We start from the raw sequence: 22,397 nt of genomic DNA on the forward strand, positions 1-22,397 counted from the left end.
ATGACAAGGATTCGCTACACAGGTTCAATTTCTTTTAAGTGACGTTGAGCTGCACTTTTCGCCGCGATACAGCCTAAGGCCGTTCCCAACATAAGTAGTAGCAAAGATTCGTCCCAATTTAAACCGATTAACCGGAACTGGCTGTCGTACAACTTAGCTAAATCTTCAACTGCACCATTCAGAACTATGGTAATAAAGGCCGTTAGCAACCAAGCAGATATGGCTCCCAGAACACCAAACCACATACCGACATATAAATAAGGACGCAGAATAAAACTATCGGTCGCACCAATCAGCTTCATAGTCTGAATTTCTTCTTTGTTGGCCTGAACGTTAAAACGAAGTGTGTTGCCGATAATCAAAAACACAGAAGCCAGCATTAATAATGACAAGCTGATAACCACAATCGTCGCCAGATTACGAATAGCATCCAATCGAGCGAACCAGTCTTCGTCTAAACGTACGTCTGTTACCCCTTCCTGCTCTCGGATGGAATCAGCAATCGCCTTTATTTCCTGATCGGTTTCCACGTTCGGAGAAACAATCAGCACACCCGGCAATGAATACTCATCAAGCAGGCTGATAGCTTGGTCGAAACCTGAATGCTGACTCAAATCCTCGAGACCTTGTTGTGGAGAGATATAATCGACTTTCTCCACTTCAGCACGGCTTTCGATTTCGTCTTTCAACACCATGATTCTTGGCTCAGGCGTATCTTCTTTTATGTAAACACTGATTTGAGAGGGGCTCGCTACATTGTCTGCTACAGACGCAATGTTCTTGCTCAGCAAATACATACATGCGGGTAGAGTCAGTGCCATAGAGATAACAGCCAATGTGAGAATATTACCCATAGGGCGTTGCCACAGGCTGGAAAAAGACGCTTTGGCTTGTTTGATATGAATAGTCAAAAAGCTATCGGTTTTCACTCTTTTTGCATCACGAGCTTTGGTCGTTTTCTTGTTTTTAGGATTAACGGCCATAATCTTCAACCTCACTTAAAAAGCCCTGATTTAACTCTAAGTGGCGATACTGAGGGCGAGAATTCACTAAGTTATGATCGTGAGTTGCCAGTAAAATGGTCACTCCAGCGCGGTTAAACTCTTCAAACAGATGCAGGATACGAGTCGATAGTTCTGGGTCCAAGTTACCCGTAGGTTCATCGGCTAATAATAGAGTAGGACGGTTCACCACAGCTCGGGCAATACCAACACGTTGCTGCTCACCACCCGATAACTGGCTCGGTAAACAACGAGCTTTATCCAACAAACCGGTTTTATCTAACGCTGCCGAAACTCGGCGCTTGATATCGTTTTCAGAGATAGACTCAATTCGCATCGGCAACGCAACGTTGTCAAACACGGTTCTGTCCATCAAAAGGCGGTGATCTTGGAAAACAATGCCGATATTACGGCGCAAAAAAGGAATATCTTTGTTTGGGATACGGGTGACGTCATGGCCGTTAAAACTGATTTTGCCGTCTGTAGGTCGCTCAATAGCGCATATGAGCTTAAGCAAAGTACTCTTACCCGCGCCAGAGTGTCCACCCAGAAAGGTCATCTCACCACGACGTAAATGAAAATCGACTTTCTGCAGAGCTTGTCGCCCGCCTCGATATACCTTGCTCACCTGTTGAAACTTGATCACGCATCATTCCTTTTTTGCAGTGAGATACCCAAACGGGCATCTCTCTAGGGTATGTTACTGTTCGTTGAACTTGGGATTATTACTCATCGCGACTGAACAGCGCGTCGATGAACTCTTGCGTTTCGAATGGACGCAGATCTTCAATGCCTTCGCCCACACCGATAAAGCGAATCGGAATTTGGAACTGATCCGCAATCGCGAAAATCACACCGCCTTTTGCAGTACCATCCAGTTTAGTCAGAGTAATACCAGTGATTGGTGCAACATCGCTAAACAGTTTCGCTTGGCTAATCGCATTTTGACCAGTACCTGCATCCAACGTCAGCATGATTTCATGCGGCGCTGAATCGTCGATTTTCTTCATTACGCGAACGATTTTACGCAGTTCTTCCATCAGGTTGGATTTGTTTTGTAAACGACCTGCGGTATCAGCGATAACCACATCCACACCACGCGCTTTCGCAGCTTCAATCGCATCGTAAATCACGGACGCACTGTCTGCGCCAGTATGTTGAGCAATAACAGGAACATTATTGCGCTCACCCCATACTTGTAACTGTTCAACAGCCGCTGCTCGGAATGTGTCACCCGCAGCCAGCATCACTTTCTTACCTTGAGACTGGAACTGCTTAGCCAGTTTACCGATTGTTGTGGTTTTACCGACACCGTTTACACCAACCATTAAGATCACGTACGGCGTTTTTGCGGTATCAACAACCAAAGGCTGTTCAACGGTCGACAGAATTTCTGCCAACTCACCTTTCAGTAGATCGTACAGCGCTTCGCCATCTTTTAGTTGCTGGCGAGATGCTTTTCCTGTCAGGTTTTCGATGATTTTCAGTGTGGTATCCATACCCACATCCGCAATCAATAGCTGTTCTTCTAATTCTTCAAACAGATCACTATCGATTTTTTTGCCTTTGAATAAACCAAAGAAACCTGCGCCAATGTTGGCTTTAGTGCGGCTTAAACTGCGTTTTAGGCGTGCGAAAAAGCTTTCTGTTGGCTTTTCCTGCTCTTGAATTCGTGGCTCTTGAACTTGAGGTTCTTCGTCTTCAACTGCTTCTGCTTCTGCTTCTGCTTCTGCTTCTGCTTCTGCTTCTGCTTCTGCTTTTTCAGTCTTGACTTCCTCGACCGGCTCTTCAACCGCTTGTTCTGGTTCTGTTTGTTCTACTTGCTCTTCGGTTGCTTTTGTTTGGCTCGGTTCTTCATCACCAAAGCCAAGCCATGACAGTAAGCCACGCTTCTTTTTTTCCGTCATCTGAGGATATCCTAGATTTTCTTGTCTGATTATTTTTCTAAACTATGACTCTTTTCTTAAAGAATTATCCTTAAAAAGAAAAGAAAAATGACAAAGCAGTGATAACTTTCTTCTTCACTTGGTAAACTTTGCCATATTTATGAATGCTTATCTTCAGCAAAACTATTATTACTGAAAGGTTGGCTATATACCCAAGTGACCTCACAATGCAGGATTCAGAGCTTCATCAACGAGTTCAGAGCAAGCTTAATAACGGTAGGAATGGCATTCCCTTTCAACGTTATTGAGCGCAGAAATGGGCTCGTTGATGAGCTCCCAAAGGGCGAGTTTTATTCGCTCCTATTCTGCGTTACTGATTTTCTACGTAGAATAACTATGTCTTCAAATCAGTGCCTTGCCTAAGAGCGAATAAATTCTCGCTGAACAAGCATCTTGAGGTCACTTGGGTATAATAACACTTAATTAGCGGTCAAAAAATCTATGGTAAGACGTCGCCAACAAAACCCATCACAAAATCGTGCTCCAAGTGGGCAAGTTCGAATTATCAGCGGCTTATGGCGCGGAAGAAAACTACCCGTTCACGATGCTGAAGGCTTACGCCCAACCACAGATAGAGTCAAAGAAACCCTATTTAACTGGATTGCTCAAGACGTGCCGAATGCTAAATGCCTTGACCTATTCGCAGGCTCTGGCGGTTTAGGCTTTGAATGCGCTTCTCGTCAGGCAGAAAGCGTGACTATGTTGGAATTAAACCCTCAAGCTTTCAACCAGTTAAAAACCAATATTGCTACGTTAAAAGCAACCAACATCGAAGCAATTAATACCGACTCTTTAACCTATCTGAAGCAAAACGGATCACCTTTTGATGTGGTATTCATCGACCCTCCGTTTCGTAAAGGCTTGTTAGATGAAACGCTGCAACTGCTGGAGCAGAATGGGTGGCTTGCTGATAACGCGATGATTTACATAGAAACCGAAAAAGAATTATCGTTACCTGAATTACCAGAAAGCTGGCAGCTATACCGAGAAAAAAGTGCTGGCCAAGTATGTTACCGACTGTTTGAAAGGACTACAGAATGAAAGCTCTATTAGTATTAGCGAAAGCTGCGATTGCATTTGTCTGGCTTGTACTGCTGCTCAATATTGTTATGCCGTTTCCCGGTAAAGCAGCTATCGCGCTTTACATCATGACCGCCTTCCTGTTCATGATGCATGGTCTGCAAATGCTGATTTTTGTTGGCGCATTTGGTGACAAAGTAAAAACCAGCAGTTGGGAAAAATGGTCAATACTGATTTTCGGCATCTTCGCTCTGCTCGATATTCGCCGTAAACATATGATGTAACAAGAGCCCGTACGGGCTCTTTTCTTTTTATTTCGTTCTACTGAAAACTAACAGCAACAAGAAATAACTTCCGCCGAGAATTGCGACTATGGTTCCCGCCGCAATCTGCATTGGATAAAGCATTACCTGCCCTAACCAATCCGCCCATAGCATTAACGAGCCGCCAACTAAACTTGCCACCAATAGTTGCTGTTTTGCTTTCTGCGCTCCCAACATCATCGCCATATGTGGCGCGATTAAACCAACGAAAGAGACTGGTCCCATCGTTGCTGTCACAAGCGCACACAATAGAGCGACCACGATGAGCAGAACTAAACTAGCCGTTTGTGGGCTTAAACCTCGTGCGCCGGCAAAGCTGCGTCCAATAGAAATCAAAGTTAGCCAGCGTGACGCCAACAAAGCAAAGCAAGATAACCCCACCACACCAATAGCCAAGTAGAGACTTTGTGAGGAAGTGACTCGATAAGTTGAGCCTGCTAACCACAACAAGATTTGATAACTGTCCGCCGTGCCTTTTGAAAGGCAGAACTGCACCAGCGCTTCTAGCAATGCAGTAATCGCAATACCCGTCAGGATTAGGCTAGAAGGAGCGTACAGATGGCGCTTACCTAACACCAACAGAGCAATCAAAACAATCACACTGCCGAGTAAAGCCGTTGCCCAGTTAGTGCTCATCATTGATTGCCCAAGAAACAAACTGGAGAACACGAGGGCAAATGTGGCACCAGAAGAGACACCAAGAATGTCTGGGCTCGCTAATGGGTTATAAATCAAACGTTGCAGAATCGTCCCTGCAATCGCCAAACCAATGCCAGCAAACAACGCCGTTAAAGCCCGCGGCCAACGCAATTGCCATTGATAGTCACTTGGAATGATCCAGCTCCAGCTGTTATCACTTACTTGAAGAAAAGCGTGCAAAACAATCGCGAAAGCAAACGCAGTAACAAGTATCAACACACTTCGTTTGCTCACATTACTGCGATGATGAGGCAAGCTGATAGCCAATGTATCTTGTGCTTTTAATTGACGTCGACTAAACCAAATTAAAGCCGGAGCACCAATCGCTGCGGTGGTAATGCCACTAGGAACAACTTCCGCCGTCCATAAGCTGAGCCACATAGAAAGCATGTCAGTACACAGCAACAGCAATGCACCAAGCAACATGCTCGAATAAAGCTCCATCTTTGGCGTTCTAGCCCCCATAGCACGAGCAATGTTTGGCGTTAATAAACCGATAAAGCCAATCACACCTACCGCAGTAATAGATGCTGAAACCAGCCAAATGCCCGCAACCATCAATAACAAGAACGCAGGAATCACTGCCAGACCACGAGCAGCAGCACCCTGATGTCCTAATCTCATCAAGGTGAGAATTCTGGGCGCTACAATGAGCAATGGGATTGCAATAGCTAAACGCGGAAGTAACCACTCAAGCCACTCCCAACCATTCTGCGCTAAATCGCCAGCTCCCCACATAAATACGTTTTGGGCGAATTGTTCATTGAGCAAAATGATCGCAGTAGCGATTGAGCCAAGGAGAATATTCACAACCATGCCAGACACCACTAAAGGCAAACCGGTCATGTTGTTAACACCCGTTATTAATACAATCACACCGAATGCACACAATGCGCCGACCATGGCAGCAAGCGCACTGTAATCGGCAATTAAATTCGGAAACCAGATATTAACGACAATTAATGCCAGCCAAGCACCAGAAGAGGTGCCCAGTGTCAGTGGTGAAGTCAGAGAGTTTTGCGTGAGCTGCTGCATTAGGCTACCTACTAGACCGAGCATCGCTCCGACGAGAATAGTGATAGCCGCCCTTGGCAATTGAGCATAGAAAAAATTGAAGTCCGCAAACTCTTGCGCTTCAGTAGCTAACGTTGCAAGGCTCCACTGCATCGACAAACTGAGATCATTACCGATCTGCAAACTGAACGCTGCCGCCAGCAACACAAATAAACCAAGCAGGTTTAAATTCCCAAACCTCATGACTTTGGCGCAACCTCAAGCAAGCTTTCAGTCAATGCTTCAGCCGTGTAAAGCAGTGACATGGCACCACCGTAACTCCATACGGTACGAACCGCATTAACCTTACCACTGCGCACAAAAGGCATCGCCTTCCACAACATCGATTTATTGAGCTTATCTTGTTCTGGGAATGGCAAGATATAGAGCACATACCCATCTTTCACGTTCTGTAATTCATTCAAGCGTTTTTGAACGATACCCCAAGGTGTGGCAGGCTGAGGCAACGCCGCTTTTAAGCCTAACTGTTCAATTACGTATTGAGTGCCAGAGTTGTCACCATACAAAAACACCGACGTATTACTGGCAAAACGCATTGCGACAACCGATGGCAGTTCTTCGCCAAATGCCTGATGTAACGATGTGCTTAATTGCTTAAATCGCTCACTCATTGCATCTAGCTTCTGCTGTGCTAATTCTTGCTTACCAAATAACACCGCCAATGTTTTGAATTGCTCAATAGCCACTTGTGCTGACTGGTCTTGCTGACCATAGTTCGACAGATAAACAACCGGAGCAATACTTTCAAGAGTCGGAATCAGATCCTTCTGTGGCGAAGCTGCAATAATCACATCCGGTTTTAACGCTGAAATTTTGTCGAGATTAGGCTCGGCGCGAGTACCGATATCTTCAACGCCAGCAGGGAGCGCAGGCTGAGCAACCCACTCATTATATGACGGTAAATTTGGCGCGCCGACTGGGGTGATATCAAGTTCTATAACCTGTTCTAGCAAGTCCCAGTTCAACACCACAACACGTTGAGGAGATTGCGCGAAAACCTGCTCACCGCGACTATCTTGAATATGAATCTCCGCTAGTACCTGACAAGAAAGCAATAAACCAGAAATAACAGCGAGGCTTTGGCATGCCTTTTTCAAACTTTTTAAGCACATACGATGGCGACCTTATTGGTTTTAGATTCAGCCACTGGCTGCGGGTGTTCAATCAATTTAATAGGAGAATGGTAAAGCTCTGAGAGTCGCTGCTCATCAAGCAGCAATTCCGCAGCGCCTTCAAAAGCTATTCGTCCTTGCTTAAGGGCGACAATGTGAGTGGCATAACGCAGAGCTAAATTCAGGTCATGAAGAATCACTATGATGCCACATCCTTGTGTCTGGTTGAGTTCAGAAAGCAGAGCCATTAATTGGTATTGATGGTGTACATCTAGCGCCGAAGTAGGTTCATCAAGGATCAAAACTGGCGATTGCTGCGCAAGCAACATCGCAACCCAAGCTCTTTGACGCTCACCTCCAGACAGTTCATCCGCTAGAGTATTGGCAAAGTCTGTCACACCTGTTTTGGCGATAGACTCATCAATAATGGTTTCATCTTCGGCTTTCCAGCGACCTAACGCACCGCGCCAAGGGAAACGCCCTAAACGAACCAATTCACGTACCGTTAAACCCGCAGAGGTAGGCAACTTTTGCGGAAGAAATGCGACGGATTTCGCCAATTCTTTTGCAGCTAAAGATGAGAGAGATTGTCCATTTAGTTCAACTCGACCTTTATCCGGCGTTTGCTGGCCAGATAAAAGGCTGACTAAAGTAGACTTACCAGAGCCATTGTGACCGAGCACAACCGTTAACTCATTGGTGGGTATGTTCAGTGAATCCACAGACAAGATGGTTCGCCCACCTCGTACCATTTCAACACCTTGTAAGTGATACATCTCTCTCTCCCTGATTCTGGGAACTCTCAAACAACAAATCCTGCAGGAGCAGGAATAAAACAAACAAAAAAACTCACTCCCTTAAGAGAGTGAGTTTGAAAAGATTACCAGTTGTAGTTGACCGTTGCTGTGATACGTTGAGTATCACCGTAGTAACAGTAACCAGAGTTACATGAAGCTAAATACTCTTTATCCAAAGCATTGCTTACGTTAACTTGGGCTTGCCACTGTTTACTAATGTCATATTTAGCCATCAAGTCCACCAAGGTATAACTACTTACAATGTATTTATCATCGTAGTTACCCCATGATTGATAACCAATTGACTCACCAACATATCTAACACCGGTACCAACCGTTAGCTCAGGTAAGTTTAACGAAGCCACATTATAATCAACCCATAAAGATGCTTGCTGTTCTGGGATTAATACAGCGTCAATTTCACCTTTGGTTTTTGAGACTTCTTTCGCATCAGTATAAGTATAAGTTGCGCTGATTCTTAGAGCGTCTGTCGCTTGAATTACAGATTCTACTTCTACACCTCTAGATACTACTTCATCCGTATCAGAGCTTTGAATCGTATAGCTACCCACTGAAGTTAGAGCGTTTTCCTGAGTTAAGTCAAACCAAGCTAAGTTAATATATCCATTAAGAAAACTTGGCGTGTATTTAACACCAACTTCATACTGCTTACCTCTTTGAGGCTTATAAACTTCACCCGTTGACGAATCTATAGAAGTTAATACTTCGAAAGCTTCTGCATAGCTGATGTAAGGAGATAATCCCATATCAGACAAGTACATTAAGCCTGCGTTAAATGTTGTGTTATCAACATTTCCTGATGTTTCGGTAGAAGCTGCTGTATTCTCAAAATCTACGTAATCGTAACGTGCACCCAAGTTAGCGATTAGATTTTGATAAACCTCTGCTTGATATTGAGCATAAAGACCAAGCTGTGACTTCTCGCGTTTATTTTGAGTAGCAGAACTTAAATCAGGAGTTTCACCACCATAACTTGGATTGAATGCATCGTTTAACGACGCACCACCGCCCCAAGCACCAAACGAATCTAGATGCTTAAATTTGTTTCTGAAATATTGGGCATCCACACCAGCAACAAGAGTATGACTAACATTAGAAGTATCAAATTTAGCCATAAATTTATTATCTAAAGTAAGGCTGTGAACATCACCTTCGTCATAAACAATGTCACGAGACAAGTTATCAAATGATGTATTTAGATTTGAGCTCCAACCATATGTACTACTAATTAACTTAAGATCCTGATATCCGTAGTTAAAATTCTGATTAAAAGCCCAAATATCATTTATTTGATGCTCAATCAAATACCCTAGAGAAACTTGAGTAACTTCATTTGTTTCGTAACTAGGATCACCATAGTTTGTTGAAGGAGAAATCTTACCTTGGGCTGTATCAAAATATGTGCCGTAGGCAGGGAAGAAGCCACCTGTAGGGGTTCCATCATCTTTCAAAAAGCTGGCTAATAGTGTTAAAGATGTATCTTCAGAGAAATCAATAGAATAACTAGGTGCAATATATACACGCTCATTTTCCGTATAGTCCAAAACACCATCTTCACCTTTATAAGTTGCGACTAAGCGATAGCGTTGAGAACCATCTTCATTCGCCCAATCAGACACATCAAGGCTAAACTGACGGCTATCAAGATTACCAACAGAAGCACTAAATGAGCCTTGTGGTGCATCTGTTGGTTTCTTTTGTACCGCGTTTACAACACCACCTGGATAAGATTCACCAAACTGAATCGACGATGGGCCTTTTAACAGTTCCAATTGCTCTAAGCCAAATGGTTCAATGACCCATGCGTAATAGCCATCTTTATACAAACGGTTACCGTCTAGGTATCTAGTAGCTTCAAAGCCACGAACACGGAACCATTCAGAGTTATTGTCTGAACCATAAACCTGAGTTGCTACACCGCTGGTATAGCGAAATGCTTCATCTAACTTTTGAACATTTTTTTGCTCAAGGTCTTCTTGTGTAATCACAGAGATAGATTGAGGCGTTTCTTGCGCTGGCGTATCAACCTTAAGTGCAGAAGCAGTAACTACAATTGTCTCTACTGCTTGAGAATCTTTTTGAACAACCTCTTCTGCCATTACGCTTTGACTAGTAAGAAGTGAGAATGGAGCCAAGCTAAAACAAAGCGCGGTGCGGATTGCTTGTCTGAGTCTAGTTGGGCGTGTCGCTACCATGAGTGGAACCCCTGCTGTAAATATTTGAGAATAGTTTTGATTATCATTATTATGCATCAGCATTTTACTGATAATTCCCATAATTGGAAGTACAAATGCGAAGCAATCTCAATTTCATTAATATAGGTCAAATAAAACATGTTCCAATGGTTTGAAAAACTTACCGAGGCATTTCCGAGAGAAGAGCCTCAAAAGCCGCCAAAAACCTTGTTTGCTTTTTGCCGTCATTACACTCGTGGTTTTGAAAAGCCATTACTGATCATGTCGATTCTAAGTGCCTGTGTTGCTATCGCTGAAGTGACGCTTCTGCGTTATATGGGTGAACTGGTTGATATTCTCAGCAATCAAAAACCAGAGACTTTTTGGGCAGACCAAAGCGGTCGCCTCTGGTCGATGGCGATTCTTGTCGCATTGGTTATGCCGTTACTGGCGTTTTTGCACTCCAACATCATGCATCAGACTTTACTCGGCAATTATCCGATGTCGATCCGCTGGTTAGTACACCGCTACATGTTGAAACAGAGCGTCGGCTTCTTTCAGAAAGATTTCTCCGGGCGCGTTGCCACCAAAGTGATGCAAAGTGCCCTTTCAGTACGTGAAACCGTGATGAAAATGGTCGATGTATTGGTGTATATCTCTGTCTATTTTGTTTCGATGATTTGGATGATGGGCGAATCGGATATGGTGCTGATGCTGCCAATTTTGATTTGGTTAATTACCTACATCCTCATTCAGCTCTACTTCATTCCAAAGATGAAGCAAGTTGCCACCGAACAAGCAGACGCTCGCTCTGTAATGACAGGTCGCATCGTCGACAGTTACACCAATATCACTACAGTAAAACTGTTTTCACATTCGCAACGTGAAATGGATTATGCAGAAAGCAGCATGAAGCTGTTTTTGAAAACCGTTTATAAACAGATGCGTATGGTGACGTGCCTACTATTTAGCGTGGACGCAATTAACTACTTGTTGCTGTTTTCTATCGCTGCGCTTTCTATCAATCTCTGGTTAGATAACGCCGTTACCGTGGGTGTGATTGCAGTTGCAATTAGTATCGCTTTGCGTGTTCAGGGCATGTCTAAGTGGATCATGTGGGAAGTGAGTGCGCTGTTCGAAAACATCGGTACGGTCGTGGATGGCATGAACACAATCTCCAGCGATGTTGAAATCAAAGACGTAGCCAATGCGCCTGATCTGACAGTGACACAAGGCAAGGTGGAGTTTAATCAGGTCGATTTCCATTACAGTGAAGATAAACCTGTCTTCCAATCGCTGAATCTGGATCTAAAACCGGGTGAGAAAGTCGGTATTGTTGGACGCTCAGGTGCGGGTAAATCGAGCTTAGTTAACTTGCTATTGCGTTTCTACGACGTGCAATCCGGCACAATTTCTATTGATGGTCAGAACATAGCGGCGGTGACACAGGAATCTCTGCGTCAACAAATCGGTATGATCACGCAAGATACATCGCTTCTGCACCGTTCGATTCGTGAAAACATTCTTTATGGCGATCCAAACGCTGATGAAGAAGCTCTTATCTGCGCAGCCAAGCAAGCACACGCTCATGATTTCATTATCGATTTAAAAGATGAACAAGGTCGCACGGGTTACGATGTGGAAGTGGGTGAACGAGGCGTGAAGCTTTCAGGTGGTCAGCGTCAGCGTATCGCTATCGCGCGTGTATTACTGAAAAATGCACCGATTTTGATTATGGATGAAGCAACATCTGCATTGGACTCAGAAGTGGAATCTGCGATTCAAGAGAACCTTGAAGTGCTGATGGAAGGCAAAACCGTTATTGCCATCGCGCACCGACTATCGACCATTGCAGCAATGGATCGCCTGATCGTGATGGATAAAGGTCAAATCATCGAGCAAGGCTCACACCAAGAGCTACTTGCTCAAAATGGGGTATATGCTCAGTTGTGGACTCACCAAACTGGTGGGTTTATTGGCGAGGAATAATCGCCTTAGTTCTCCTCCTTCGAGGGGGAGAACTAAAATCTTAAATTCCGCGAGCTAATAAGCTGGCAATAAAATCCAGTTCTTCTTTGCTCTGACCTTCGCCCAACGCTTCTAGCCACACACATTCACTGTAGTGCTCAGCGCGCAGCATCAAACGACTGCCTTCGAAATCAATCAGCCATGAATGCAGATCGGCATCTTGTTGCTTCTCTACTGCGCTAGCAGACAACAAAGTAAGTAAACGCTCACCCAAAGCAGGAAAACTATCAAACTCAAACGCCTGAGTTTGAACAATCAGTCGACCTTCCTGTGCCAGATATTCCTTTAAACCGAACTCAACCATGGTGGGTTAAATGCTCCTGAATCAAATCTAAGAATGGGTCGGCATACTTTTCTAGCTTGCGCTGACCAACACCGTTGACTGCCAACATTTCACCGTAAGAAGTTGGCAAAATCTCCGCCATATCAATCAAAGTTGCGTCACTGAACACCACGTAAGGTGGCAAACCATCTTCATCCGCAATGGATTTACGCAGCTTACGTAATTTCGCAAACAGCTTCTTATCGTAATTTTTGCTCGATAGCTTATCGGATTTAGCCGCGCGAACAGCAGTATCGAGACGAGGAACCGCAAGTTCTAACGTCATATCACCTCGCAACAATGGGCGCGCTTCTTCTGTCAGTTGCAGTGTCGAATTTCGAGTGATGTTTTGATACAGCATGCCTTTGTGTATCAACTGACGGAATATACTCACCCAGTAATCGTGGCTGTGGTCTCGCCCAATACCGTAAGTAGAGATTTTATCGTGACCATTTTCGCGCACGCGGATATTTTGCATGCCACGCAGCACTTCAACCGCATAACCAATACCGAAATTTTGGTTGATACGATAAACACACGACAACGCCTTGCGCGCTTCATCTGTCGCGTCAAAATGCTTTGGCGGATCAAGGCAAATATCGCAGTTACCGCAAGGCTTTTCACGATATTCACCAAAATAATTAAGCAAAACTTGGCGACGACACGTCTGCGCTTCAGCAAAGTTACTCATCGCGGTCAGTTTATGGGTTTCAACCTGCTTTTGCGGCCCTTCATCTTTCTCGTCCAACATACGACGAAGCCAAGAAATGTCGGCAGGATCGTAAAGCATCATCGCTTCTGCAGGTAAACCATCACGACCAGCTCGACCTGTCTCCTGATAGTAAGACTCGATATTTCTTGGAATATCAAAGTGAACCACGAAACGGACGTTCGGTTTGTTGATACCCATACCAAACGCCACTGTAGCGACAACAATCTGAATATCATCACGCTGAAAGGCTTCTTGCACGTAGACACGCTCGTCCACTTCTAACCCAGCGTGGTAGCTGGCAGCGCGAATGTGGTTGTTGCACAGTTTTTCGGTCAGCATTTCCACTTTCTTGCGGCTGCCGCAATAGATGATTCCACACTGCCCTTTTTGCGTCCCCAAATAACGGATGACTTGAGAAACCGGCTTGTGCTTTTCAACTAGGGTATAGCGGATATTTGGACGGTCAAAACTGCCCAGATAGATATGAGGTTCAGTCAGATTAAGGCGGTGCAGGATATCGCTACGAGTCGCGTCGTCAGCGGTTGCAGTCAGCGCCATAATCGGCACATGTGGAAATAGCTGCTTTAACTGCCCTAGCAATGCATATTCAGGGCGGAAGTCATGCCCCCACTGAGAGATACAGTGCGCTTCATCCACTGCAATCATCGACAGTGGAATGTTGTGTAAACGCTCGATAAATTCGTTGGTGAGCACACGCTCCGGTGACACATAAATCAGCTTCACCTGCCCCGCATGTATACGGTTGTAAACACTGATCAGCTCTTCACGAGTTTGCGTCGAGTTAACGCATTCCGCTGACACACCGTTAGCTTTCAACTGGTCAACTTGGTCTTTCATCAATGAAATCAGTGGTGAAATCACCACAGTCACACCCGAACGGACCAAAGCTGGGATCTGATAACAGAGAGACTTACCACCACCGGTTGGCATGATCACTAGGCTGTCATTGCCTTCAATCGCTGTATCAATAACTTCTTGCTGACCTTCTCTGAAAGATTGATAGCCGAATACGTCACGCAGGACATCTGTCGCAGTCAACGGTGACTCAGAGTGTTCAGCAATTAAAGTGGCAGTCATGCAAGCTCTCAGTGATGGGTAAATCCTATGATGCGTTAGCATCAAATTAGCCCGATATTGTAGAGACGTTTAACGGTGAATAAAACCGCTAAATGTATAAGAAAATGGTGAACTCGAAACCGCCGCAAGAAAAGTTCGACAAATCAGAGGTTCTCCGACTGGGCAGTAAAATTCACCCGTCGATAATTCCTTAGCTGCACAGTCGGGTATTTTGTGTATATACTGCAAACTCCTTTCGAAACATTCTGTAATACCTCGGTAAATGCTGCCATTTATAACTAGGTATCGAACAACTCTCAATCGAGAATAAACAATGACTCCAGAAGAGCAAACAAACGCTAAAAAAGGCGTATTACTGGCTATCGGTGCCTACACAATGTGGGGTATTGCACCGATCTATTTTAAAACTATTACTTTCGTTCCTGCTCTGGAAATCCTCAGCCATCGCGTTATTTGGTCGTTTTTCTTTTTAGCGATAATCATCCATTTTAGTCACCAATGGCGTAACGTTGTCAGCATTTTCCAGTCAAAACCTAAGATGTTATATCTGATTGCTACCGCTCTACTCATCGGTGCCAACTGGCTGATTTTCATCTGGGCAATCAATGCCAACCACATGTTGGACGCAAGCTTGGGCTATTACATTAACCCTCTGATCAACGTTGTATTTGGCATGCTATTTCTCGGTGAACGATTACGTAAGCTTCAGTGGTTTGCTGTAGCGCTGGCAGCAATTGGCGTCGCGATTCAAATTGTTGTCTTCGGCTCTGTACCTGTGGTCGCGTTTGCGTTAGCCATCAGTTTTGCTTTTTATGGCTTATTGCGTAAAAAAGTGAGTGTGAACGGTCAGACAGGCCTGTTTATTGAAACCTTAGTGCTGATACCAGCTGCTTTGATTTATCTGGCTTGGTTTGCCGACTCGGCCACCAGCTCAATGTCTAACAACGAACTTAACCTTAATGTACTGCTGATCAGTGCCGGTATCGTCACTACATTACCTTTACTCTGTTTTACCGGTGCAGCGACAAAGCTCAAACTGTCGACCTTGGGATTTTTCCAGTACATAGGACCAAGTTTAATGTTCTTGTTGGCCGTGCTGATTTACGGAGAAGCATTCTCGACCGATAAAGCCGTCACTTTCACCTTCATCTGGGGTGCGTTAGTGGTGTTCAGCTATGACGGTTTGACCCAAGGCAGAAAGCGCCCAGCAACAATTGTTGCAGCTAAGTGATCGTTTTTTACAAGACATTCCTATAGCGACTAGTTAAGCTTGGTGAATTGCTGTTTATTTCGCCAAGCTTAATATGGACAAAATCCTCTATTCATCAACTCAACATCAAGGGATAAGTTTGATCGAAGCTGATTACCATCAGTTCGCTTTCGATCGCCACTATCACTTAGATTTTCACATTGGGTTAATGACCAGTGGACAGCAAAAGTTTTCTCATCAAGGCACTCAGCACAATGTCGGTTACGGTGACATTATTGTCATGCCGCCAGATGAACTCCATGACGGCAGTTCTATCTTAGATACGGGTTATCAAGTACGCGTCTTTTCTATTGATCCAACGTGGTTTACTGACAACCTAGAGTTCACGCAACCAAGTGACATGTTGAGCTTTAGACAGCTCATCATTAGCGATCCAAATCTGTTTGCCCCTCTTGCTCAATTACATCAGAAGCTCATGCAGCCGGACTTGAGCCAACTCGCGCTTGATTGCCTTCCTTATGAGGGTTTGGGTGGATTGGTTGAACGTTATGGTGCTTTAAAACAAAAGGCAGCCATACCACTTGGAAAGCAATCACTGGCTACGCTGAAAGAGTATCTTCTTGCACATCTTGATCAACCTGTCCGCTTAGAACAGCTCGCGAACCTTTGTTCACTCAGCCCGACTCAGTTTCAACGCCATTTCAAAGCCCGCATGAACATGACTCCATATGCTTGGCTTACTCGTTTACGTATCGAACAGGGAATGAAGTTAGTAAAAAGTGGCTTGTCTGGTACTGAAGTCGCTATGCAGGTTGGCTTCTACGACCAAGCACATTTCACCAAAGCTTTTAAACACTGCTACGGTATTTCTCCATCGGCAGTGAATTAAACATTTCACACTGTCAAAAATTTACAAGCCAACTAACAAAGCTCAAGGCACAATCTCTTCATTCTAAGTAGGAGTTTTTATATGAATGAAGCCAGTATCCTTATCACTCTAGCCGGAGTCCATTTCGTCGCACTGATGAGTCCGGGTCCCGATGTCGCCTTAGTGGTGCAAAATGCCACTCGTTATGGCCGTCAAACTGGTATTTACATCGCGCTTGGGCTCTCTTTCGGCATATTACTGCATTCTCTTCTTAGCATTACTGGTGTCAGCTATTTGGTCCACCAACAGCCCGTCTTATTTGCTTTACTGCAGCTATGCGGAGGCAGTTATTTACTTTACCTCGGCTTTGGAGCGCTAAAAGCCACTATCGCCAACTGGAACTCAGCAGCAGAGATCGCGCCCACAGATAAAAAAGCGCTGTTACTGAGCAATAAAAAACAGGCATTTTCTCGTGGATTCATGACTAACATCCTGAACCCGAAAGCTCTGGTTTTCTTTGTCAGCTTAATGTCCACATTGGTTCCGGCAAGTATGTCGGTGACAGGTAAAGGCTTTGCGCTGCTAATTTTATGGGGATTATCGCTGACTTGGTTTGCTTGTCTTGCGTGGATGCTATCCACCGAACGACTACAAACAAAGCTCAACCAAGCAAGTCGCTATATTGATTTACTGTGTGGCGTGATTTTTTCGCTGATTGGCCTCACTATTCTTTGGCAGTCAATGGCCAGCTTCATTCACTAAAACAAAGTTAAAATGAATTTAAATTCACTTTAACTGCAAATTGAAACAATAAAGATAATGGCTGATCACCCCTTAACCTTGTGCGAGATCTCTCACAAACAGATGGGGAAATATCTCTTTCTACACTAGAAAAAAGATGCCTGAAATAATTAAGTGAATGATTTTTATAAACAAGTTACTTTTTAGCCAGAAAATATCAGCATGCAAACGATTTCTTTGCGTTGCTGAATACCTCCCAGTAGGTAATATGAACCCTGTCGGAAGGATGCTGACACGGAATGGATCGCTAAGGATAGTGAACTTCAGGATGAAGTTACGGTTGTTCAGGATGAATAATCGGCATGGAAAGCGAAATGGACATTGAACGGACTCATTCGTTACTAGGATGGTAGCGACAAGGGAATGGCAATGGACACCTCTGGATGAGGAAAGGACTTAACATCAGGATGATGTCAGGGACACCGCTCAGGGAACAAGTGATGTGAGCTAACGAGGATTGTTAGCAGATCAGGAAGATCATGGACACCGCTAGGATGGCGATGAAAGGATTGCGCTGAAGGAATACAGCACACTTATCAAGGAATAGATGCAGGGAGCACCTATTAGTAGCTGGATTGCTGCAAGTAAGACTATAACCCCGAAGGGCTCGCGCCCTCGGGGTTTTTCTTTTTCTGCTTACAACTGAATCGACGATATAAAAAAACCTAGCACTGAGGCTAGGTTCTTACTCTGTACATCAAAATCAATTACATGCGTTCCAGCTTAGCGTATGCAGTGACCAGCCATTTGATACCTTCACCGTTAAACGCAACTTGAACACGACTTTGCGGACCGCTGCCCTCGAAGTTGATGATGGTGCCTTCGCCAAACTTAGGATGACGAACGCGAGAGCCGAGCGTAAAGCCAGTCTCATTGAAGTTCTCTTTCACAACCGTCTGGCTGAAACGACCACTGCTAGCTGGACGACTCACCTGCGCTTTCATTCGCACTTCATCCAAACATTTCTCTGGCAGTTCGCGAATAAAGCGCGAAGGTTTGTGATACTTGTCTTGTCCGTACAAACGGCGCATTTCCGCATAAGTGATGTAAAGCTTCTGCATTGCACGGGTCATGCCCACATAACACAAGCGGCGTTCTTCTTCTAAACGCCCAGCTTCTTCCGCTGACATCTGACTAGGGAACATGCCCTCTTCAACGCCAACCATGAATACCATTGGGAATTCTAGGCCTTTTGCACTGTGCAGAGTCATCAGTTGGACAGCATCATCAAATTCATCCGCCTGACCTTCACCTGATTCCAAAGCAGCATGAGTCAAGAATGCCGTCAGCAATGTCATCTCTTCTGCTTCTTCCGGCTTTTCGAACTGACGAGTGGCCGTTACCAGCTCCTCTAAGTTCTCAATACGCGCCTTCGACTTTTCGCCTTTCTCTTGCTGGTACATTTCAAACAGACCGGAAGTTTTAATCACATGGTCAGTTTGCTCATGCAAAGACATTTCAGCGCTGTCATCTTCTAGTGCATTAACCAATTCAACAAAGCGGCCAAGGGCTGACGCTGCGCGACCTGTTAACACTTTCTCTTCTAACAACAGAACACTGGCATCCCATAAGGTGCAGCCACGGTCACGAGCGGCAAAACGAATGGTATCCAAGGTTTTATCGCCTAAGCCACGAGTGGGTGTATTCACCACACGCTCAAATGCACTGTCATCATTACGGTTAGCCATTAAGCGCAGGTAACTCAGAGCATCTTTGATTTCCTGACGTTCGAAGAATCGCATACCACCGTAAATTCGGTATGCCAAACCCGCCTGAATTAATGCTTCTTCCAGTACACGTGACTGGGCGTTGTTACGATACAGAATTGCGGTGTCTTCCAGAGCACCACCATCTTCATGCCACGCTTTAATTTTACCGACCACAAATCGTGCTTCATCCAGCTCGTTATAGGCTGAATAAACTGAGATAGGCTCACCTTCGACACCATCTGTCCAAAGCTCTTTACCCATACGCTCGCTGTTATTGGCAATCAGAGTGTTTGAAGCTTCAAGGATAGTTTTCGTCGAACGGTAGTTTTGTTCCAGACGAATGGTATTCACGCTCGGGAATTCCTGCGTAAATTTTTCGATGTTCTCAACCTTCGCGCCGCGCCAGCCATAAATCGACTGGTCATCATCACCGACGATCATCACGTGAGTATCTTTGCCCGTCATCAAACGCAGCCAAGCGTATTGAATGTTGTTGGTATCTTGAAATTCGTCGACCAAAATATGTTTAAAGCGAGCTTGATAATGTTCGCGGATATGCTTGTTATCACGCAATAACTCTAACGTTCGCAGCAAGATCTCAGCAAAGTCGACCAATCCAGCACGATCACACGCATCTTGATAGGCAGTATAAATCTGTACATAAGTCTGAGTGATAGGATCGCGGTACGAATCAATATGTGCTGGACGTAAACCTTCATCTTTTTTGCCGTTAATCCACCACGATACCTGACGCGCTTGCCACTGCTTCTCGTCCAAGTTTTGTGCTTTTATCAGACGGCGCAACAAACGCATTTGATCTTCAGAATCAATAATTTGGAAATCTTCTTGCAGCTTCGCATCCAGATAATGTGCACGCAGAATTCGGTGACAGATACCGTGAAAAGTACCATTCCACATGCCAGATGAACTGCCCATCATCAGCTCTTCAATTCGACCACGCATTTCCGCAGCAGCTTTATTGGTAAAGGTCACCGACATAATTGAGAACGGTGACGCCTGCTCTACCGATAATAACCAAGCGATACGGTGTACCAGAACCCGCGTTTTACCACTGCCCGCACCAGCCAACACTAGTAGGTTTTCAAGTGGTGCAGCAACTGCTTCGCGTTGTTTGTCGTTTAAACCGTCGAGTAAAAGAGAAGGATCCATCATGGCTAGGCTACTGGTTATTTATACATAATGACGACGATTATAACCCTAAAATCGACCGAGATGCTCGTTAAACAAGCCATTTTATTTGCAGAGATTTCTGGCTCAAGTAAAAATAATTGAAGTTTTTTTGCTCATAGATTGCTAAAAAATTCATTCGCTTAGCGTACTTTCACCCTCAATTAGTCTATTTTTTATTCCATTCATTGAAAGTTTTTCTCAGTCCTTCCTCTCTTTTCTAATAAGCAAGCTCAACGATTAACAAGTTGTTAACTTGCGAAATCAGGTAAGAACCATTCATGAGGAAGTGATGATGAAAAAATCAAATTTGGCGGTAGCGGCAGCAGTAACAAGCTTACTTGCAGTAGGCGGAACAATGTTAACAGCGACTTCAGCGTTCGCAGCAGATCAGGAAAAATGCTACGGCGTGGCGAAAGCAGGCCAAAACGACTGTGCGACGAAAATGAGTTCATGCGCTGGGACATCGAAAAAAGATGGTCAGAAAGATGCTTTCGTTGTCGTACCTAAAGGCTTGTGCGGCAAACTTTCTGGCGGAAGCACTATGTCTTCTTAATGTTTTAAAACCATAGATAAGTGGTGCACTAAGCTCAGCAAGCGCACCACTTTCCTTCCCTTCCACTGCTTAGCAAACTCACAACAAATCTAACGGAGGTTTCATGCTGCATAACCAAGTAGGTGTAGGCTTGCGGTCTCCCCATCTCAACTATTTTTTAGAGCAACCACCACAAGTGAGTTGGTTAGAAATTCACAGCGAAAACTATTTTTCTCCCCACTCGGTTGCCCGTAATCAGCTGCGTAGCATTCGTAATAATCATCAGATTAGCTGTCATGGCATAGGTCTTTCATTGGGTTCAGTACAAGGCATCAACACCACTCATTTACAACAACTTAAGGCATTGATCGACGAGGTTCAGCCACTTTTCGTTTCCGATCATTTAAGCTGGAGCGAAAATGGCGGTCACTATTTCAATGACTTACTGCCTTTGCCATACACCGAAGAAGCGTTGGAGGTGTTTTGTCGTAATGTGCTTACTGTGCAGGACGCCATAAAGCGCCCGATTCTGATTGAAAACCCTTCTAGCTATTTGCAGTTTAACCACTCCACCATTTCAGAGTGGGAATTTCTGGTACAAGTACAACAACGCACCGAATGCCGTTTGTTGCTCGATTTGAATAATGTACATGTTTCTGCTTTCAATCATGGTTTTAGCGGCCAAACCTATATTGATTCTATTCCTGCGCATGCCGTTGACGAAATTCACCTTGCCGGCTTTTCGATTAACACACTTGCCGAAGGGGAAATATGGATAGATACCCACAGTAAACCGGTATCTGCTGAAGTGTGGCAACTCTACCAACTCTGGTGTGAGAAACACGGCAGCCGAAGAACTTTGATTGAATGGGATTTAGACATTCCAGATGTTGAAATTCTGCTAGCGGAAGCAAACAAAGCTAGCGAGATGCTCACAAGGCTCGACTCGATGAGAAGGAAAGCATCATGAGCTTTGGATTAGCCCAACCACTTGGATTAGCGGAGCTACAGGCAACCTTTGCTGAGAGCTTGCGTTATCAAGCACAGGGAGAGGCGTGCGATATCATCGGCGGACGATTTAGCGCTGAAGAGAGACTGCAAATCTACCGCAATAATTTTGTCATGAGTTTAACGGAAGTCATGCAAGCTACCTACCCAATGCTTACAGAGGTATTAGGAGAGGAATGTTTTAACGCACTATCTCGTGAATATATCCTTCGCTCACCGCCCACAGAAGGTAACGTTAGTCATTATGGAAACCATTTTGATGATGTGATCAGCCAGTTTGAGCAAGTCACCGACGCCGCACCGTATGCAAGTGATTTAGCGCGTTTTGAATGGGCGTTAGATAAAGCTCAACAAACGTTTGGACAGAGCGAAAAGCGGTCACTGCAACCACTGGAAGCCATACATACCCTTTCTGAGCAACAGCACCCCAACGTAATTCTTCATCTTGATTCTTGGATTTTCCCGTTTACATCCAAGTTCGCCTTATTCGATCTCCAAAGAGCATTTAGCCAACAAAATTTCGACAACCTGATTCTGAATAACGCTCAATCAGGAGTCATAGCTTGTGATGAATATGGTCGGCCTTGGGCGAAAGAGTTAAACAACCAAGAATACCAATTGTTGTTGAATCTCAGCAGCGAAATACCACTAGGTAGAATCCAACCCGAAGCACTGGCCGCGTTGCCGTCACTGTTCGCACTCAATATCGTTGCCGGTTTCTCATTGGCAAACCCTCACTAGGAGTTTCTGT

At 44.7% G+C, this 22,397-nt stretch carries 19 protein-coding genes; 9 read left to right on the plus strand and 10 right to left on the minus strand.

Going from position 1 to position 22,397, the window contains the following annotated elements:
• Positions 1-14: 14 nt before the first annotated feature.
• The 3 genes from ftsX to ftsY all read right to left on the minus strand — a co-directional run bounded on the left by ftsX (position 15) and on the right by ftsY (position 2,908).
• Positions 15-983: a permease-like cell division protein FtsX gene (gene ftsX / locus HKI82_RS18485; RefSeq protein ID WP_171138824.1), complete on the minus strand. Its 969-nt coding sequence runs from the start codon at positions 981-983 to the stop codon at positions 15-17.
• On the minus strand, positions 973-1,647 hold the full coding sequence (gene ftsE, locus HKI82_RS18490; protein ID WP_042489747.1) for a cell division ATP-binding protein FtsE: 675 nt from the start codon (positions 1,645-1,647) through the stop codon (positions 973-975). The genes ftsX and ftsE overlap by 11 nt, the downstream gene beginning before the upstream one ends.
• Positions 1,648-1,726: 79 nt before the next feature.
• The gene (gene ftsY, locus HKI82_RS18495; protein WP_171138826.1) at positions 1,727-2,908 is read right to left on the minus strand and encodes a signal recognition particle-docking protein FtsY; all 1,182 of its coding nucleotides are present in this window, start codon (positions 2,906-2,908) and stop codon (positions 1,727-1,729) included.
• Between the two features lie 480 nt (positions 2,909-3,388).
• On the opposite strand from ftsY, the gene rsmD reads away from it, so the two are divergent.
• Together rsmD and HKI82_RS18505 are read left to right on the plus strand one after the other, a co-directional pair.
• The gene (gene rsmD, locus HKI82_RS18500; RefSeq protein WP_102942868.1) at positions 3,389-3,988 is read left to right on the plus strand and encodes a 16S rRNA (guanine(966)-N(2))-methyltransferase RsmD; all 600 of its coding nucleotides are present in this window, start codon (positions 3,389-3,391) and stop codon (positions 3,986-3,988) included.
• Positions 3,985-4,251: a DUF1145 domain-containing protein gene (locus tag HKI82_RS18505; protein WP_042489753.1), complete on the plus strand. Its 267-nt coding sequence runs from the start codon at positions 3,985-3,987 to the stop codon at positions 4,249-4,251. The genes rsmD and HKI82_RS18505 overlap by 4 nt, the downstream gene beginning before the upstream one ends.
• A gap of 27 nt (positions 4,252-4,278) precedes the next feature.
• Here the strand turns inward: HKI82_RS18505 and fhuB are convergent, their stop codons facing one another.
• From fhuB to HKI82_RS18525, 4 genes are all read right to left on the minus strand, one after another.
• Positions 4,279-6,246, minus strand: coding sequence for a Fe(3+)-hydroxamate ABC transporter permease FhuB (gene fhuB, locus HKI82_RS18510; protein WP_171138828.1), 1,968 nt, complete (start codon positions 6,244-6,246; stop codon positions 4,279-4,281).
• Positions 6,243-7,175: an iron-siderophore ABC transporter substrate-binding protein gene (locus HKI82_RS18515; RefSeq protein WP_102942865.1), complete on the minus strand. Its 933-nt coding sequence runs from the start codon at positions 7,173-7,175 to the stop codon at positions 6,243-6,245. Before HKI82_RS18515 ends, fhuB begins: the two co-directional genes overlap by 4 nt.
• Positions 7,166-7,951, minus strand: coding sequence for an ABC transporter ATP-binding protein (locus HKI82_RS18520; protein ID WP_171138829.1), 786 nt, complete (start codon positions 7,949-7,951; stop codon positions 7,166-7,168). Before HKI82_RS18520 ends, HKI82_RS18515 begins: the two co-directional genes overlap by 10 nt.
• A 104-nt stretch (positions 7,952-8,055) precedes the next feature.
• The gene (locus tag HKI82_RS18525) at positions 8,056-10,188 is read right to left on the minus strand and encodes a TonB-dependent siderophore receptor (protein WP_102942886.1); all 2,133 of its coding nucleotides are present in this window, start codon (positions 10,186-10,188) and stop codon (positions 8,056-8,058) included.
• Between the two features lie 138 nt (positions 10,189-10,326).
• Between HKI82_RS18525 and HKI82_RS18530 the strand changes: the two genes are divergently transcribed.
• Positions 10,327-12,156: an ABC transporter ATP-binding protein gene (locus HKI82_RS18530; RefSeq protein WP_171138830.1), complete on the plus strand. Its 1,830-nt coding sequence runs from the start codon at positions 10,327-10,329 to the stop codon at positions 12,154-12,156.
• 40 nt (positions 12,157-12,196) lie between these two features.
• On the opposite strand, the gene HKI82_RS18535 is transcribed toward HKI82_RS18530, so the two are convergent.
• The gene (locus HKI82_RS18535; protein ID WP_171138832.1) at positions 12,197-12,499 is read right to left on the minus strand and encodes a DUF3630 family protein; all 303 of its coding nucleotides are present in this window, start codon (positions 12,497-12,499) and stop codon (positions 12,197-12,199) included.
• Positions 12,492-14,327, minus strand: a complete 1,836-nt coding sequence (gene recQ / locus HKI82_RS18540) for an ATP-dependent DNA helicase RecQ (protein WP_171138833.1) — start codon at positions 14,325-14,327, stop codon at positions 12,492-12,494. The genes HKI82_RS18535 and recQ overlap by 8 nt, the downstream gene beginning before the upstream one ends.
• A 313-nt stretch (positions 14,328-14,640) precedes the next feature.
• On the opposite strand from recQ, the gene rarD reads away from it, so the two are divergent.
• From rarD to HKI82_RS18555, 3 genes are all read left to right on the plus strand, one after another.
• Entirely contained in the window at positions 14,641-15,558 is a 918-nt protein-coding gene (gene rarD / locus HKI82_RS18545) for an EamA family transporter RarD (RefSeq protein ID WP_171138835.1), read from the plus strand.
• Positions 15,559-15,631: 73 nt separating this feature from the next.
• Positions 15,632-16,426, plus strand: a complete 795-nt coding sequence (locus HKI82_RS18550; protein WP_102942859.1) for an AraC family transcriptional regulator — start codon at positions 15,632-15,634, stop codon at positions 16,424-16,426.
• An 81-nt stretch (positions 16,427-16,507) separates the two neighbouring features.
• The gene (locus HKI82_RS18555) at positions 16,508-17,167 is read left to right on the plus strand and encodes a LysE family translocator (RefSeq protein ID WP_171138836.1); all 660 of its coding nucleotides are present in this window, start codon (positions 16,508-16,510) and stop codon (positions 17,165-17,167) included.
• 746 nt (positions 17,168-17,913) lie between these two features.
• Here the strand turns inward: HKI82_RS18555 and uvrD are convergent.
• The gene (gene uvrD, locus HKI82_RS18560; protein ID WP_102954978.1) at positions 17,914-20,088 is read right to left on the minus strand and encodes a DNA helicase II; all 2,175 of its coding nucleotides are present in this window, start codon (positions 20,086-20,088) and stop codon (positions 17,914-17,916) included.
• Between the two features lie 310 nt (positions 20,089-20,398).
• Between uvrD and HKI82_RS18565 the strand changes: the two genes are divergently transcribed.
• The 3 genes from HKI82_RS18565 (at position 20,399) to HKI82_RS18575 (ending at position 22,387) form a co-directional block, all read left to right on the plus strand.
• On the plus strand, positions 20,399-20,659 hold the full coding sequence (locus HKI82_RS18565; RefSeq protein WP_102942856.1) for a BufA1 family periplasmic bufferin-type metallophore: 261 nt from the start codon (positions 20,399-20,401) through the stop codon (positions 20,657-20,659).
• A 103-nt stretch (positions 20,660-20,762) separates the two neighbouring features.
• Positions 20,763-21,608, plus strand: a complete 846-nt coding sequence (gene bufB, locus HKI82_RS18570) for an MNIO family bufferin maturase (protein ID WP_102942855.1) — start codon at positions 20,763-20,765, stop codon at positions 21,606-21,608.
• Entirely contained in the window at positions 21,605-22,387 is a 783-nt protein-coding gene (locus HKI82_RS18575) for an HvfC/BufC N-terminal domain-containing protein (RefSeq protein WP_171138837.1), read from the plus strand. The genes bufB and HKI82_RS18575 overlap by 4 nt, the downstream gene beginning before the upstream one ends.
• The last annotated feature ends 10 nt before the right edge of the window (positions 22,388-22,397 follow it).

Origin of the sequence: Vibrio plantisponsor (assembly GCF_013041605.1) — a bacterium.
Lineage (GTDB): Bacteria > Pseudomonadota > Gammaproteobacteria > Enterobacterales > Vibrionaceae > Vibrio > Vibrio plantisponsor.

Coding starts and splice junctions, on each gene's coding strand:
- ftsX (WP_171138824.1), bottom strand. CDS start 983: ATGGCCGTTAATCCTAAAAACAAGAAAACGACCAAAGCTCGTGATGCA.
- ftsY (WP_171138826.1), bottom strand. CDS start 2,908: ATGACGGAAAAAAAGAAGCGTGGCTTACTGTCATGGCTTGGCTTTGGT.
- rsmD (WP_102942868.1), top strand. CDS start 3,389: ATGGTAAGACGTCGCCAACAAAACCCATCACAAAATCGTGCTCCAAGT.
- HKI82_RS18505 (WP_042489753.1), top strand. CDS start 3,985: ATGAAAGCTCTATTAGTATTAGCGAAAGCTGCGATTGCATTTGTCTGG.
- fhuB (WP_171138828.1), bottom strand. CDS start 6,246: ATGAGGTTTGGGAATTTAAACCTGCTTGGTTTATTTGTGTTGCTGGCG.
- HKI82_RS18515 (WP_102942865.1), bottom strand. CDS start 7,175: ATGTGCTTAAAAAGTTTGAAAAAGGCATGCCAAAGCCTCGCTGTTATT.
- HKI82_RS18520 (WP_171138829.1), bottom strand. CDS start 7,951: ATGTATCACTTACAAGGTGTTGAAATGGTACGAGGTGGGCGAACCATC.
- HKI82_RS18525 (WP_102942886.1), bottom strand. CDS start 10,188: ATGGTAGCGACACGCCCAACTAGACTCAGACAAGCAATCCGCACCGCG.
- HKI82_RS18530 (WP_171138830.1), top strand. CDS start 10,327: ATGTTCCAATGGTTTGAAAAACTTACCGAGGCATTTCCGAGAGAAGAG.
- HKI82_RS18535 (WP_171138832.1), bottom strand. CDS start 12,499: ATGGTTGAGTTCGGTTTAAAGGAATATCTGGCACAGGAAGGTCGACTG.
- recQ (WP_171138833.1), bottom strand. CDS start 14,327: ATGACTGCCACTTTAATTGCTGAACACTCTGAGTCACCGTTGACTGCG.
- rarD (WP_171138835.1), top strand. CDS start 14,641: ATGACTCCAGAAGAGCAAACAAACGCTAAAAAAGGCGTATTACTGGCT.
- HKI82_RS18550 (WP_102942859.1), top strand. CDS start 15,632: ATGGACAAAATCCTCTATTCATCAACTCAACATCAAGGGATAAGTTTG.
- HKI82_RS18555 (WP_171138836.1), top strand. CDS start 16,508: ATGAATGAAGCCAGTATCCTTATCACTCTAGCCGGAGTCCATTTCGTC.
- uvrD (WP_102954978.1), bottom strand. CDS start 20,088: ATGATGGATCCTTCTCTTTTACTCGACGGTTTAAACGACAAACAACGC.
- HKI82_RS18565 (WP_102942856.1), top strand. CDS start 20,399: ATGAAAAAATCAAATTTGGCGGTAGCGGCAGCAGTAACAAGCTTACTT.
- bufB (WP_102942855.1), top strand. CDS start 20,763: ATGCTGCATAACCAAGTAGGTGTAGGCTTGCGGTCTCCCCATCTCAAC.
- HKI82_RS18575 (WP_171138837.1), top strand. CDS start 21,605: ATGAGCTTTGGATTAGCCCAACCACTTGGATTAGCGGAGCTACAGGCA.